13 protein-coding genes and 1 other RNA gene are annotated in these 15,496 nt (G+C 24.0%); 5 read left to right on the top strand and 9 right to left on the bottom strand.

Features of this window, described 5'->3' with window-relative positions; all coding sequences use genetic code 4:
* Nucleotides 1-8: 8 nt before the first annotated feature.
* From LT335_RS01925 to LT335_RS04515, 6 genes are all read right to left on the bottom strand, one after another.
* Complete coding sequence (locus LT335_RS01925; protein ID WP_249728244.1) at nt 9-473, bottom strand: nucleoside deaminase; 465 nt, start codon at nt 471-473, stop codon at nt 9-11.
* Between the two features lie 90 nt (nt 474-563).
* An RNA gene (ffs, locus tag LT335_RS01920) (signal recognition particle sRNA small type) lies at nt 564-660 on the bottom strand.
* A 129-nt stretch (nt 661-789) separates the two neighbouring features.
* A complete protein-coding gene (gene serS, locus LT335_RS01915; protein ID WP_249728243.1) occupies nt 790-2,079 on the bottom strand; it encodes a serine--tRNA ligase in 1,290 nt (429 codons plus the stop codon).
* A gap of 20 nt (nt 2,080-2,099) precedes the next feature.
* Entirely contained in the window at nt 2,100-4,604 is a 2,505-nt protein-coding gene (gyrA, locus tag LT335_RS01910; RefSeq protein WP_249728242.1) for a DNA topoisomerase (ATP-hydrolyzing) subunit A, read from the bottom strand.
* 17 nt (nt 4,605-4,621) lie between these two features.
* Nucleotides 4,622-6,550: a DNA topoisomerase (ATP-hydrolyzing) subunit B gene (gyrB, locus tag LT335_RS01905; protein ID WP_284069513.1), complete on the bottom strand. Its 1,929-nt coding sequence runs from the start codon at nt 6,548-6,550 to the stop codon at nt 4,622-4,624.
* Between the two features lie 202 nt (nt 6,551-6,752).
* Nucleotides 6,753-8,297, bottom strand: coding sequence for an ABC-F family ATP-binding cassette domain-containing protein (locus LT335_RS04515; RefSeq protein ID WP_249728239.1), 1,545 nt, complete (start codon nt 8,295-8,297; stop codon nt 6,753-6,755).
* A gap of 241 nt (nt 8,298-8,538) precedes the next feature.
* Between LT335_RS04515 and LT335_RS01895 the strand changes: the two genes are divergently transcribed.
* Nucleotides 8,539-9,201, top strand: coding sequence for an FMN-dependent NADH-azoreductase (locus LT335_RS01895; protein WP_249728238.1), 663 nt, complete (start codon nt 8,539-8,541; stop codon nt 9,199-9,201).
* Between the two features lie 91 nt (nt 9,202-9,292).
* Here LT335_RS01895 and dnaN read toward each other — a convergent pair whose 3' ends face one another.
* The 3 genes from dnaN to LT335_RS01880 form a co-directional block, all read right to left on the bottom strand.
* Nucleotides 9,293-10,567 (bottom strand): DNA polymerase III subunit beta, encoded by a 1,275-nt coding sequence (gene dnaN / locus LT335_RS01890; protein ID WP_249728236.1) that lies wholly within the window; start codon nt 10,565-10,567, stop codon nt 9,293-9,295.
* Between the two features lie 195 nt (nt 10,568-10,762).
* Entirely contained in the window at nt 10,763-12,124 is a 1,362-nt protein-coding gene (gene dnaA, locus LT335_RS01885) for a chromosomal replication initiator protein DnaA (RefSeq protein ID WP_249728235.1), read from the bottom strand.
* A 150-nt stretch (nt 12,125-12,274) separates the two neighbouring features.
* On the bottom strand, nt 12,275-12,457 hold the full coding sequence (locus LT335_RS01880; RefSeq protein WP_249728234.1) for a hypothetical protein: 183 nt from the start codon (nt 12,455-12,457) through the stop codon (nt 12,275-12,277).
* A gap of 688 nt (nt 12,458-13,145) precedes the next feature.
* On the opposite strand from LT335_RS01880, the gene rpmH reads away from it, so the two are divergent.
* The 4 genes from rpmH to LT335_RS01860 are packed head-to-tail and all read left to right on the top strand — an operon-like array spanning nt 13,146 to nt 15,474.
* Nucleotides 13,146-13,280, top strand: coding sequence for a 50S ribosomal protein L34 (gene rpmH, locus LT335_RS01875; protein WP_249728233.1), 135 nt, complete (start codon nt 13,146-13,148; stop codon nt 13,278-13,280).
* Between the two features lie 17 nt (nt 13,281-13,297).
* The gene (gene rnpA, locus LT335_RS01870) at nt 13,298-13,636 is read left to right on the top strand and encodes a ribonuclease P protein component (RefSeq protein ID WP_249728231.1); all 339 of its coding nucleotides are present in this window, start codon (nt 13,298-13,300) and stop codon (nt 13,634-13,636) included.
* Nucleotides 13,637-13,652: 16 nt separating this feature from the next.
* Nucleotides 13,653-14,825: a membrane protein insertase YidC gene (gene yidC / locus LT335_RS01865; protein ID WP_249728230.1), complete on the top strand. Its 1,173-nt coding sequence runs from the start codon at nt 13,653-13,655 to the stop codon at nt 14,823-14,825.
* Nucleotides 14,826-14,874: 49 nt separating this feature from the next.
* Nucleotides 14,875-15,474, top strand: coding sequence for a R3H domain-containing nucleic acid-binding protein (locus tag LT335_RS01860; protein WP_249728229.1), 600 nt, complete (start codon nt 14,875-14,877; stop codon nt 15,472-15,474).
* The last annotated feature ends 22 nt before the right edge of the window (nt 15,475-15,496 follow it).

The following is a 15,496-nucleotide window of genomic DNA, read 5'->3' as shown; positions in this document are numbered from 1 at the left end:
CAATTTAATTATATAATATCATTTTGATTACGTAATTTATTAAAAAAAGATTGTAACATTTCTCTACTGAATAATGTTAAATCATAACTATAATTAATTGAATGATTAAAATCTTTATTATTTTTCAATTTATCTAAAAGATTAATACATCCAAATTTTTCTGAAACTAAACCAAAAACAATTAAACTAATTCGTGATTCTAAAATTGCACCTAAACACATCAAACAAGGTTCTAAAGTTGAATAAATAGTACAATCTTCTAACCTTCAACTGCCATTCTTTTTACAGGCATTGCTAATAGCAATAATTTCGGCATGTTTAATTGAATCTTGGTCTTTTTCCTTTTTGTTATAACCTTTACCTAAAATGTTACCATTTTTATCAACAACAATCGCACCAACAGGAATATCACGATTAGTTTCAGCTTTTTTTGCTAAATCTAGAGCTATTTTCATATATTTTTGATTATTCATTAGATATTTTATTACCTTGTCTTTCATATTCTTTCAAATAGTATTTTACAATGTTTCACGTGAAACATTTTCATATTTATTTTAAAATTTCAATATATAAAAACCACTACACACAATTCTTAGTCTTATGGCTGCTACTTTTCAGTCCTGACCAGGTTCGAATGTAATTGTTGTAATGGCATATATATTATAACAATTTTTTATAAAAAAGTTATAAACAATTACTTTTTTATAAATATTTTCAACAATTCTATTAATGTTTCACGTGAAACATTAATAGGAGATATTGCGATAATAGTTATCTTATCTGAAATTATTATTTTTCTTCATTTAATTTAATTGCTTGCAAATTATTAAGATAAGGTCTTAAAGCATTTGGAATAACAATTAGATCTTTTTTTTCATCATAATAATTTTCTAAAATGGCTGCCAAGACTCTTTCAATCGCCAATCCTGAACCATTTAAAGTATGTGGGATAATTTTCTTTTCATTTTCATCAATTGCTCGTAAATTCATTCTTCGTGCTTGAAAATCTTCACAATTACTACATGAAGAAACTTCACGATAACGACCCTGACTTGGCAATCATAACTCAATATCATAAGTTTTAGCAGCACTAAAACCTAAGTCACCACCACACAAAGTAACAACACGATAGGGAATTTTTAATAATTTTAAAATATTTTCTGCATCTTGAGTTAAATTTTCCAAAGCTTGATAAGAATCTTCTGGTTTAACTATTTGTACTAATTCAACTTTATTAAATTGATGAAGTCTAATAATACCACGAGTATCCTTTCCTGATGAGCCTGCCTCTAAACGAAAACATGGCGTATAAGCACACATTTTTAATGGTAAAGTATCATATTTAATAATTTCATCGCGATAAATATTAGTTAAAGGAACTTCAGCTGTTGGAATTAAATACTGATCACGATTTTCAATTTTAAACTGATCATCTTTAAATTTTGGTAATTGTCCTGTTCCTTGCAAAACATTACTATTAACAATTAATGGTGGCAAGTGTTCAATATAATCATTTTTACTATGCTGGTCAAGCATAAAATTAAATAAAGCCCGAACTAATTTAGCACCGTGATTAGTATATAAAATAAAGCGAGAACCACTAAGTTTAGTTGCACGAGAAAAATCAATTAACTTAAATTTTTCAGCAATTTCTCAATGTGGTTTATTAGTTTTTTTAGTAATTTTACCTCAACTTCTAATCTTTTTATTATCATCTTCATCTTTACCTTTTGGTACTGATTTATTAGGAATATTAGGCAAGCTTAATAATTCTTGATCAATACTCTTTTCAAGTTCAGCAATTAATTGATTATTTTTTTCAATCGTAACTTTTAAAGTACTAACAAGTTTTTTAATTTTCTTTACTTCTTCGAGATTTTTTTCCTTAATCAATTGACCAATTAATTTAGAATTCTGATTGCGTTTAGCTTCTAATACTTGAGTTTTTGTTTTTAAATCTCTTCATTTTTGATCTAATACAACAATTTTCTTCAAATTAATAGAAAAATCCTGATTTCGAATTTTTAATAATTTAACTATGTCGTGATAATTTTCACGAATTTTTTTAATATCAATCACTATCACACCCCATTATTAAACTAAATTCTAGATTGGTCTAAATTATTAATATTACTATCAGCTATCGGAGTAATAATTTCAACTGCACCAATACTATCTTCTTGATTTTTTAATTTAATTAATTTAACTCCTCTAGTATTTCTACCTGTAATTCTAATATCACCTAAAGAAAAACGAATTGTTAAACCTTTTAAAGTAACCATTAATAATTCTGTACTACTATAAGAGTTATTTAATGTTTTTATTGTAATTAATTTTCCAGTTTTTTCATTGGTTTTCATAGTAAGCACTCCTTTAGATCCACGATTTAATAAACGATAATCTTCAAAAGCACTAATTTTTCCAAAGCCTTTTTCACTAATTGAAAGCACCAAATTAGCATTTTCATTAGAACAAATCCCAATTACATAACTTCCTGAAACATTCATTCCCTTAATTCCCGTTGCTTCACGAGACATTAAACGAATTTGAGTTTCATTAATTCTAACTGCACGACCATTAGCAGCAGCAATAATTAATTGATTATTACCATCAGTTTTAATTACTTCTACTAACTCATCTTCTGGTTTAATATTAATCGCTTTTTTACCATTACTTCTAATTGAATTAAAGTGTGTTAAACTAGAACGCTTAATAATTCCTTTTTTGGTAATAAATACTAAATTTTCTTTATCACTATATTCGGAAATATTAATAACAGTCTTAATCTTTTCATCTTTTTCAATACCAATTAAATTGATAATTGGCATTCCTTTAACAGTTTTTGATTTAAACATTGGAATTTTATGAGCACGAAGACGATAAACTTTACCTTTTGAAGTGAAAAATAAAATATCACTATGGTTTGAAGCAACTAAAAGTTTATCAATATCATCTTCTTCATTAATTGAATTTGAAGCTTTAACACCAACACCACCACGATTTTGAGTACGATAAACTTCTAAAGGTAGACTTTTAATATAGTTATTTTTTGATAACATAATTGCAATTGGTTCTTCTTTAATTCATGATTCATCATCAATATCTGTTTCATCAAAATCAGTAATGATTTCAGTTCTTCTTTCATCACCATAATTTTTCTTAATTTGATTTAAACGATCAATTAATAACTTAACTTTTTCTTCTTCATTATCTAATAAAAACTTTAGATTTTTAATTTGCAATTCAAGCGCAACTAACTCTTGAGTTAATTTAACTTTTTCTAAACCTGTCAAGCGTTGTAGCTTCATTTCTAAAATGGCTTTAGCTTGTTCTAAACTTAACTCATATTTTTCTTGTAAACCACTAATCGCTTCATTTGTACTTTGTGCTTTTTTAATTAAAGCAATTACAGCATCAATATTTTCTAATGCTTTAACTAAACCACTAATAATATGATATTGTCTTTCAGCTTTCTTTAATTCAAAAATTGCTTTATTAGTAATCATAACAATCTGATGATCAAGATAAGCAATAATTAATTCTTTTAAATTCATTGTTTTTGGAACTGATTGATCTAATGCTGTTAAATTAATAATAAAAGAAGTTTGAACTGAAGTGAATTTATAAAGTTGATTTAAAACAACTTCACGATAACTTTCATCTTTCAATTCTAAAACAATTCTAATTCCTTGATAATCAGATTCATCTCTTAAATCAGTCACATATTCAATCTTTTTTTCTTTAACTGCATCAACAATTGAATTAATTAAATTAGTTTTATTTACTTGATAAGGTATCTCTTCAATAATAATTGCATGTTTCTTATTGTTCAATTTTTCAAATGAAGTTTTGCTTCTAACTTTAATAACTGCTCGACCAGTAGCATAACCTTTTCTTAAGTTACTTGTTCCTAAAATAATTGCTCCGGTTGGAAAATCTGGTCCTTTAATAATATCTAATAGTTCTAAAACATCACAATCACGGTTACGAGAAACATAAGTAATCGCATCAATTACTTCATTTAAATTATGAGGTGGAATACTTGTCGCCATAGCAACAGCAATTCCCATTGTTCCATTTGCTAATAAATTAGGAAAATATGCAGGTAAAACAACAGGTTCTTTTTCGGTAGCATCAAAATTAGGAATAAAGTTAACAGTTTCCTTATCTAAATCTTTAACTAATTCACTAGCAATTTTACTAACTCGTGATTCAGTATAACGCATCGCAGCGGGACCATCACCATCAATTGAACCAAAGTTACCATGACCATCAATTAACGGATAACGATAAGAGAAATTTTGTGCCATTCTAACCATTGATTCATAAACTGCTGTATCACCATGAGGGTGATATTTACCAATTACTTCACCAACAATTCTTGCCGATTTTTTATAGGGTTTATCATGAGTTATTCCTAAATTAAACATACTATATAAAATACGACGATGAACTGGCTTTAAACCATCTCTTGCATCAGGTAGTGCACGAGCAGTAATAACTGAAACAGCGTATCATAAATAGTCTTTTCTTACTTGTTCAGAAATATTAGCTGCTTCATTAACTAATGCTTCTTGTTCAGTTTTTTTTAAATTATCTTCCATAATTACTTAATTCCTTTTTAAATGTCAATATCTTTAACATATTTAGCATTTTCTTGAATAAATTCTTTTCTTGAAGTAACGCTTTTACCCATAAATGTTTCAAAAACTTCATCAGCTTCTGCTGCATCATCAATAGTTATTTGTGCTACCACACGATTTTCTGGGTCCATTGTTGTCTCTCATAATTGTAGAGCATTCATTTCTCCTAAACCTTTATATCGTTGAATATTATAATTTTTACCATCATATTCTGTTCTTAATTGTTCTAATTCTTCATCATTATAAGCATATTTAATTAATTTATTAATTTGAAATTTATATAATGGTGGTTTAGCAATATAAATATAACCAGCATCAAGTAAAGGACGCATAAAACGATAGAAAAATGTTAATAACAATGTTCTAATATGTGCTCCATCAGCATCAGCATCAGTCATAATAATAACTTTATGATATCTAATTTTACTAATATTAAATTCACTACCAATTCCACAACCTAAAGAAATGATTAAATTTTTAACTTCTTGATCAGCAAAAACTTTTGTAAAATATGCTTTTTCAACATTAAGAATTTTTCCCTTTAATGGTAAAATTGCTTGAAAATCTCTTCTTCGACCAAGTTTTGCTGTTCCACCAGCAGAATCACCTTCAACTAAAAAAATCTCTGCTTGTTCTGGATTTTTCACAGAGCAGTCTGCTAACTTTCCTGGTAAAATTGAAAATTGTAACGGATTTTTTCGATTAGTAATAACTGTTTCACGAGCTTTTTTAGCTGCTAATCTAGCACTTAAAGACAACATAACTTTATTAATAATAATTTTTGCTTCAGCTGGGTTTTCTAATAAGAACTGATTCAAAATCTTACCAGTAACATTTGAAAGAATTCTTCTTACTTCTGAGTTACCTAACTTTGTTTTAGTTTGTCCTTCGTATTGTGGATTTGGATGTCTCACTGAAATAATAACAACCAATCCTTCTTTAACATCGTCTGCTAAAAAACTTTCATCACTACTTTTTAACATTTTATGTTCACGAGCATAATTATTTAATTCTCTTACTAAAGCTAAGCGAAAACCATCTTCATGAGTTCCACCTTCTGGTGTATTAATGTTATTACAAAATGAAAGAATTTGACTTTCTTCACCATCATTGTATTGTAAAGCAATTTCACTAAAAATATCTTGATTTTCTGATTCACCATAAATAATTTCATGTTTTAATGGTTCAAATTTTTGATTTAAAAAACCAACATACTCTTTAATTCCACCTTGATAAAAAAAAGTATCTTGTTTTGGTTTTGCTTCTCGCTCATCAGTAAGGATTATCGTTGTTGCTTTATTTAAAAATGCTAATTGTCGTAATCTAGTTTTAATAATTTGATAATTAAAATTAGTTGTTTCAGTAAAAACTTCTGAATCAGGTTTAAATAAAACTTCAGTACCAGTTTGATTTGTTGTCCCAATTTCTTTTAATGGTGTTTCTACTTTACCACCATTAATAAATCTTTGAAAATAAATTTTATTATCATTATAAACCGTAACTTCTAAATATTCACTTAAAGCATTAACAACCGAAGCACCAACACCATGAAGTCCACCAGAAACTTTATATGTTCCATTTCCAAATTTACCACCAGCATGTAATACAGTAAAAACAGTTTCAACCGTTGAAACTTTAGTTTTTTTATGAATTCCGGTTGGAATGCCACGACCATTATCTTTAACAATTATTTCATTATTTTTTGTAATAGTTACTTCAATTCGATCACAATAACCAGCTAATACTTCATCAATTGAGTTATCAACAATTTCTCAAACCAAATGATGTAAACCACGTTCACTAGTTGAACCAATATACATACCTGGACGTTTTCGAACGGCTTCTAATCCTTCTAAAACTTGAATTGATGCAGCATCATAATTATCTTTTTTATTTTTATTCAATATTCTTACTCCATTCTAAAAACTAATCAAAAATAAAAAAAAGACTAATAATTTTCTAGTTTTAATTAATTTTTTTCTATATAAATTATACCTTTTTTTACTAATAAAAACAAGGAAGATTAGCGGTTAATTTCCACAACAAACAATAGAAACTTAAAGTCATTACCAAGGATATTTAACTAATAAAAAACAGGAAAAACTCCTATTATTTTGTAATTATTCAATCAGAAAAATTTAAAGTATGATTAGCTCATGTTTGATCAAAATTAAGATCATGAGTCGTTAAAATTATTGCTCCAGAAAATTTATTAATCGCATTAAGTAAAGCGATTTTCGCACTACTATCTAAGTGATTAGTTGGCTCATCCATAATTAATAAATGATATTGTTTTGTCGATAAAGCAGCTAACTGAACTTTTGTTTGTTCACCGCCTGATAAAGTTTTAATTGATTGAAACATTAACCCACCTTTAAGACCAAAACTTGCTAATAAAGTTTTGATTTGATTATCAGCTAATTGCTGATTTAATTCTTGCAAATATTGAATTGGTGTTAAATCTTGTAAATTAATAATTTGTTGAAAATATCCAATTAAAAGATTATCAGCAAGAATAACCTTGCCACTAAGAGGTTTAAGATAACTAGTAATTGTTTGTAATAATGTAGTTTTTCCAACACCATTATCACCTTTAATTAATCATTTTTCGTTAGCTTTAATTGTAAAATTAAGTGGATTAATTAATGGTTTTTGATAACCAATTATTAAATTATTACTATTAAGAATAACATTACTAGTAGTTTTCTTTGTTTGAAAGTGAAAATTAGGTGGTAATTGTATCGTCTGAGGTTTAGTTAAAATTTCCATTTTTGCTAATTGTTTTACTCGTGATTGAGCACTTTTGGCCTTGCTAGCTTTAGCTTTATTTTTAGCAATAAATTCTTCCATTTTCTTAATATGTCCTTGTTGAACTTTATATTTTTTTGTATATTGCTTTTGATTTGTATCCTTTAAAGTTAAATAATTATCATAATTACCAACATAACGATTAAAAGTTAAATTATCAATTTCATAAATAATATTAGCAACTTGATTAACAAACTTTTGATCATGAGAAACAACAATAAAGGCTTTTTGATAATTTTGTAAAAAATTAGCTAATCAATTAATTTGTTTAATATCTAAAAAATTAGTTGGTTCATCTAACAATAATAAATCGTAATTTGATAATAAAAGTTTCGCCAATAAAATTTTATTTTTTTGACCACCACTAATAGTAACTAATTTTTGATTTAATAACATTTTATTAATGCTTAAACCAGTAATTAAACTATTAATTGTTTTATTAATGGTATTAAAATTACTAATATCTAATTCATGTTGAATTTTTAAAGCTTGTTCTAACATTGATTCTTGATAATCTTCTGCCATTTTTTGATATAAATCATTCATTTTTGTTTCTTTATCAAATAGACTTTGATAATTAGTTTTTAAATATTGATCAACAGTTAAATTATTGTCAACTATTAAATGTTGATCTAAATAACCAATTTTGACATTAACAGAAAAATTAATTATTCCTTGGTCTGATTTAATATTTTGATTAATAATATTTAATAAAGTAGTTTTTCCAGTGCCATTAGCACCAATTAAAGCAATATGTTCACCTTTATTTATTTTAAAACTAGCATTTTGATATAACTTTTTAGTACTTGTTTCATATGATAAATTTTCAATTGTTACTAAACTCATTCAAGATCGCTCCAAAATTATTGTTGCCGTAACAAAAGAAAAATTTGAATTACTAAAAATTCAATAATTATAATGTTAAAATACAATAATTTTATTTTTATAATTTTTTTAATACTTAATTCAAAAATATTTTAACATGTATTATTTTAAATAAATATTTAAAATTTTTTTGATTTTTTTAATGTTATTAATTATGTTAAAATCAAATTAATATTAAACATTAAAGTTTAAGGAGAAAAAAATGGCAAATAAAGTTTTAGTAATAAATTCTTCAATGATTGATGAAAAAGCATCTTTTTCAGTCGCTTTAACAAAAACTTTTGTTAAATTTTATCAAGAAGCTAATCCTAAAGATGAAATTATTCATTTAAATCTTAATGATTTACCAATGGCTTCAATAACATTAACAACTCGTAATTTTAATAACTTTTTCAATCAAGAAGATAGTGATAAATATATTGATCAACTAAAATCAGTTAATAAATTAATTTTTGTAACACCTATGACTAATTTTAATGTTACAAGTATGACAAAAAATTATTTAGATCATGTTTTAGTTGCAAATAAAACTTTTTCTTACAAATATAGTAAACAAGGTGATGCAGTTGGATTATTAACAAAACTAAAAGTTCAAATTTTAGCAACACAAGGTGCACCATACGGTTGATACTTATGAGGAAATCATGCTAAATATTTAGAAGAAACTTGAAAATTTACTGGTGCTACTGTAGCACCATCAATTCTTGTTTGTGGTACAAAAGTTAAAGAACCGCACGACAATGATGTTAAATTAGTTATTGGTACTCAATCACTAGAAAAAGGTGATAGTTTAGTTGATTTAGGACCTGAAAAAACAATGAAAAAATTTGAAAAATATATTAAAGAAGCAGCAAAAAAGTTTTAAAATTTAACTTAATATTCTTAACTATTAATTGTATTAAATGGAAAAAAATCCTAACAATAATAGTAAATAAAAGCTATTTTAAATAGCTTTTTTAATTTTTAATAATAGGTAATACTAATTGAGTTAAAGTTGGTTCTTCTTCGCTAGTAATTATTGTATGACAATTATAATTACTAATAATATTTAAAGTAACTTGTTTACATTTGATGAAAGTTTTTAAAGCATAAGTTAATAAATAATAATTAAAAACAATTTTAAATTTATCTTCTTGTTCTTGTTTTAAAATCGTTAGACTACTAGATTGTTCTTGCAATCCATCAATATTATTATTTCTAGCATTAACAGTTATAAATTCTTCTTGTTTTGCTGCTTTTGTTAAGAAAGTTACATTATTAAATTGTTCATGTACTTCACCAAAACTATTATTATTAGAAATACAAATAATTTCAATTTTTTTATTTGTTTTATCAAAAAGTAATTGTATTAAAGGAATTATTTCTTTTTTTGCTAAAACTACTGCTAATTCAATTGTATTCAAAAAAGTTTTTAAATCATTAATAACAATAATTTCCTTATTATTTGAATTTAAATACTGTTGAATAACATTTTGAATTTTTGGATATTGTCCTTCAATTAACCGACCTTTAAATAAAAAATTATCAATTTCAATAATTAAAGTTTGATCATCATTTAAGTAAAAATAATAATTACTATCAATATCATTAGCAATCTTTTCAATATCATTTAATAAGAAAATTGGAATTGTTATATCTTGATTAAAAGTTTCATTTTTAATTTGAAATTTTTTCTGTGCCATTGAGACACGATCAGTACCAGTAATTAATAAACTATCTTTACTAAAACTAAAGTTAATTCCTCGTAAAATATTATTTGAATTATTAGTGTTAATAACAAAATTAATTTGATTATTAATTTCTTCAATAATTTTCTTTGTAATACTGATTGGATTGTTACTTTTATTAAAATCCAAATTTGGAAAATTATTAATGTCTAATGTATTTAATTTAAAAGTGAAATTATTATCTTTATCAAAATTATTAATAACTAATGAATTAATTTTTATTTCAAAAAGAATTCATTCATCTTTTAATTTGTTAATAATTTCATAAAGGATTTTAAGATTAATTAAAAATTTTCCTGTTTCATAAACTTCTAATTTTTCTTCTTCAGTTAAAATGAAAAAATTTAAAAATCCTTTTTCATTTAAGCTGGAAAAAGTAATTTTGTTCGTTTCAACTTCAACTTTTAAATTTTTATGAATTTCATTAATTGGATTAGATGGTGATATTTTAATAATTCTTTTAATGTTTGTTAATAATAGTTGACTTTTAATTTTAAACTTCATGGCTTTTTTCCCTTTAGTTTTTCTTAATTAATTAATATTATATTAGATTATTATTAATTATATTATTAATTATTATTAATATTAAGACCTTAATAGATGTGAATAAGTTATTTTCTTTGATTTTTATTAATAAATATTACTTTTTATAATGTGGAAAACTTGTGGATAAAAAAGGGAATAAAAAAAATAGTAACTTTAATTACTATTTTTAGTACATTCTTTTTTTAATCCTTCAATTGTTTTTTTAAATTCATAATTTTTTTCAATGTTTTTCTTGATTTTATTATAAGCACTAATTACTGTTGTATGATCTTTACCACCAAATTCGTTGCCAATATTAACAAAAGATTCACTAAGTAATTCTTTAATTAAATACATAGCAACATGCCTAGCAGTGGTAATTGATTTTACTCTAGTATTGCTAACTAAGATTTTTATTGGAATATTATAATACTCAGAGACAACTTTTTTAATTTTTCTAGCTGTTAGTTTATCTTTTGATAAATTAATATTATTTTTAAATGCTTTCATGACATCTTCAATTGTAATCATTTGATTTGGTTTTATATATAAAATACTATAAAAAATTAAACGATTTAACGCACCTTCTAATTGTCTAACATCATTATTAAAATTTTGAGCAATGAAATTTAAAGTTTCTTCAGTAAAAATACTTGGATCATAATTTAATCATTTAATTTTAGTTTTTAAGATTATTAATGCTGTTTCAAAATCAGGTGAAACGATACCAACACTTAAACCACTTTGAAAACGAGAAATATTTCGCTCTTCAAAACCATATAAATCATTAGGACTTTTATCAGAGGTAATAACAATTTGTTTTTGTTTATTAACAAAAGCATTAAAAATATGAAAAAATATTTCATTAGTTTTGTTACGATTAGCTAAAAATTGAATGTCATCAACTAAAAGAACATCATAATCATTGAAAGAATTTTTAAATTTCTCAATATCATTAGTATTATTTTGTTGTAAAATTTCTGGGATCATGCGACCAAATTCTTCTGATGATAAACAAAGAATTTTTTTCTTGTTTTTATATTTTCTAATAATTTGATTTTCAATTGCATGTAATAAATGAGTTTTTCCTAATCCAGAATTACCATAAATAAATAAAGGATTTCAATATTTTCCTAATTCAATCGTAATTGCTAAAGCTGCTTGATAAGCTTCATTATTAGATTCACCTTTAATGAAATTTTCAAATAAGAAATTATTTTTATTTTGTGAAATTGGTTTATCATTTTTGCTTGCTTCAATTTTTTCTTTTTCAATGTCGCTTAATTCAAGAAAAGTAACTTTAATTTGATTTTTATTAATTTTTTCTAAAATGTTTTCAATTTTATTAGTTAGATTTTTAGTTAAAATTTCTTTTGCAAAAATTGAATTAACAATAATTTGACATTGATTTTTACTAATATTTGAAATATAAGCATTTTTAACATAATTGTTGAAAATAACAGGATCGATTGTTTCGTCATATTGTAAAAATTGTTTTACTTTATTTCAAATTTCTTGATAATTACTTTCAAACATAATATATATTACCTACCTAATTTATATGTGAATAAAATGTGGATAAATGTTAATAACTTTTTAAAAATATTATATCTAAATTATTTTACAAAAGTTAAATAAACTTTTGTTATAAATAAATTAATTATTCTAATTAATTTATCATAAATATTATTTTTTAGATTGTAAAAAAGCAGTTCCTTTTACTCTATTATCTTTTTTAACAATAATATTTTGTTTTTCGTTAAAAAAAGTATTTTTGTTTACAAGCTTTCATTGATTATTATTAATATTTTTTTTAACAAAAGTGTCAAAATTATTACTATTTGTCCGATAAAGGGTGTTTTCTTCCATTCAAAACCTCCTATCTAGACTTTTTAAGGTTTATTTTCATAATTAAATTTTTGACAAAATATTAACAATTATTGCTATGACTGATTTTGATGAAATATTAAAACATATGAATCTACTAAAAAGTTAATTGCTCATATTTATACGAATAACTTATTTATAGTAGGTAATAATAAATATTAAAATGTTATTTGTCCTTAAATCTAATTCGTTATAAGAAAATAATAAATTATTAGTATATGAATTTAGTTAAGGTTTTTTGGCAAATATTTGTCAGAATTATTTATTTTTAAAAATAAATTTTAATGTTATAATAGCTGAATTTAAAATTAGAAAATTATGAAAATATCAATGAATGATTTTTTTATTGTTTTTATTAAAAATCATTTTGAGATTGTTTATTTTTAGTTTAGCCAAAGATTGTTTTTAAATCTCTTTTTTACTCTTATAGATATTTTATTACCTTATTAGGTAATTTAAAATATAAAATACTAAAAAAGTATTGAATTATTGCAATTAACTTTATAAAATTAATTGTAAAATCTTTTTAAAGAGGATTTTTTTTGTTAAACTTATTATTATTTAAAATAACTTTTATTAGTTGTTGTTTTAAATTATTACAATAAATTTAATTATCTAGAATTTTAAAAAAGTTTTGAAAATTAATTAAGATTAAAAATGAGGTGAAAAAATGAAACCAACATATAATCCGAGTAAAATTAAACACAAAAGAACGCACGGTTTTTTTGCTCGTATGAAATCTACAACTGGACAAAATTTAATTAGTCGCAGAAGAAGAAAAGGTAGAAAAAGACTAACAGCTTAATAAAATTAGGTGAAGTAATGAAAAGAAAATATCGCTTATTAAAAAATTATCAATTTGAAAAATTAATTGTTAATGGTAAACATGTTAATAACCGTGAATTTTTTCTTTATTATTCTTATCGTAATGATTCAGGTACAATCCGAATTGGAATATCAGTACCTAAAAGACTTGTTAATAAAGCCTTTATTCGCAACAAGATTAAACGGCAAATTAAAAATATGTTAGTTGATGTTAAAAAAGATTGATCAATTGATATTGTGCTTATTGTTAAAAAAAATTATTTAAATAATGATTATAATACTAATAAAACTTCTTTAGATAATCTTTTAAATAAGATATCAACTAAAAAGATGTAAAAGGAAAATAAAGCAAATGAGATATAAACAATTTTTATTTCCTGAAGAAACGAAAAATAAACAGTGGTTGAAACTAACTTGAAAATGAACAAAAATTATTTTGGGAACATTTTTGATAGTTTCAACAATTTGAGGTTGTGGACAAATGATGGGTGATGCTAATGTTGCATCAGGTAAAATTAGTTCACTTTATGATTTTAAAAATCATAATATTGCTGCAGTATTTTTTGAATTGTTAATTGGAAATAATAATGTTTCTAAACACCATATTTTTCATTTGAATGGTAATACTATTTATGAATATTCTTTTAATGGTATTAATAGTTGAGGACAAGCCTGATCAGTAACTAAATCACCATTTTATGGTTTATTTGTTTATCCAATTGCCTGAATTTTAGTTAGTTTAGCTAAAGGTTTTGGTGGTGGTGGCGTCGGCATTATTTTTGCAATTTTCTTTACAACTTTATTTATTAAATTAATTACTTTGGTATTTACTTTTAAAGCACAACGAAATCAAGAGCGGATGCAAGCTGTACAACTAAAAACAGCAGAAGTTCAAGCAAAATATAAGCAATCTCGTGATCCATATGCAAAGCAAAAAATGCAAATGGAATTAATGGCAATATATAAAAAAGAAGGAATTAACCCAATTTCATCTTTTATTCCAATGTTTCTTTCAATTCCATTTTTGACAGCGATGTTTACGGTAATGAGATCAACTAATTTATTAAAAACTGCTCAAATTGGACTAATTAAATTAATTGAAACTCCTTGATCAATGATTAATCAAGGACATTGAATTTATTTAGTAATTGTTATTGTTTATTTACCAATTCAATTAACTTCAATGTTATTACCAATGTTTTTAAATCGATCACGACAAAAAGTAAAAACAAAGGAATCAAAAAAAGCGTTAAAAAAACAATTTATTATGCAAACAATATTTATTGTTGTATTTACTTTCTTTGTTTTTGGAACTCCTGCTGGAGTAGGAATTTACTGAATTATTTCTGGAGGATTGCAAATTCTTCAAACTGTTGCCTTTCATTATTATAATAAGCATCAACGATATAATAGTAAAAGAAAAGGAACAATTAAAACTTCATTTGTTGCTAAAATTAAAAATAAATTTCCTAAAAGAAATCAAGAATACAAACCTAAAAAAGCTAAAATTAGTTTAAAATATTAATATTAAAAATTAATATCTATTAATATTTTAAATGACGGGTGTGTAAGTTATGACAATCGAAATTTTTAAAAAACAACAAGAACTAGATAATTTTATTAATAATTTAAAATCTGATCAATTTTATCGAATTTTAGAGACTGAAAAAAAATTAGTTAGAACTATAACTAAAGTTTTATTTTTCAGTTCTGAAGATGTTATTCAATATTTAACAACACATCTAAATTTAATTTTAGAAATGTTTGCTGTTAAAGATTTTCAAGAAAAAATTTATCTCAATGATAAAAGAATTTATATAAAAATTACATGTGAAAATCAAAATTCACTTTTATTACAGAAATATGGTTTTATTGTTAGTGCAATTCAAAATTTATTAGTTAGTTATCTATTTAGTAAATTTGGTAAATGATATCAAATTAGCATTAATATTAATAATCATTTACATAATCAAAAGTATTTTTTAAAAAAACAAATTTACTTTGCAATTAAAAATATTAAAGAAAAAAATAAGCCATTTCATTTTAAACCAATGCCTAATGATCAAAGAAAATTAGTTCATAATTTGGTTCAAGAAATTGATGGTTTTACAAGTTTTTCAGAAGGAAAAGGGTTTCTGCGTCATATTGTTATTAAAGCAGAAGAAAATAATTAAAAATGCCTAAGGATTTCCTTAG

Source organism: Spiroplasma attinicola (assembly GCF_023509825.1).
GTDB lineage: Bacteria > Bacillota_I > Bacilli_A > Mycoplasmatales > VBWQ01 > Spiroplasma_D > Spiroplasma_D attinicola.
This window is presented reverse-complemented; position numbering and strand designations above follow the sequence as displayed.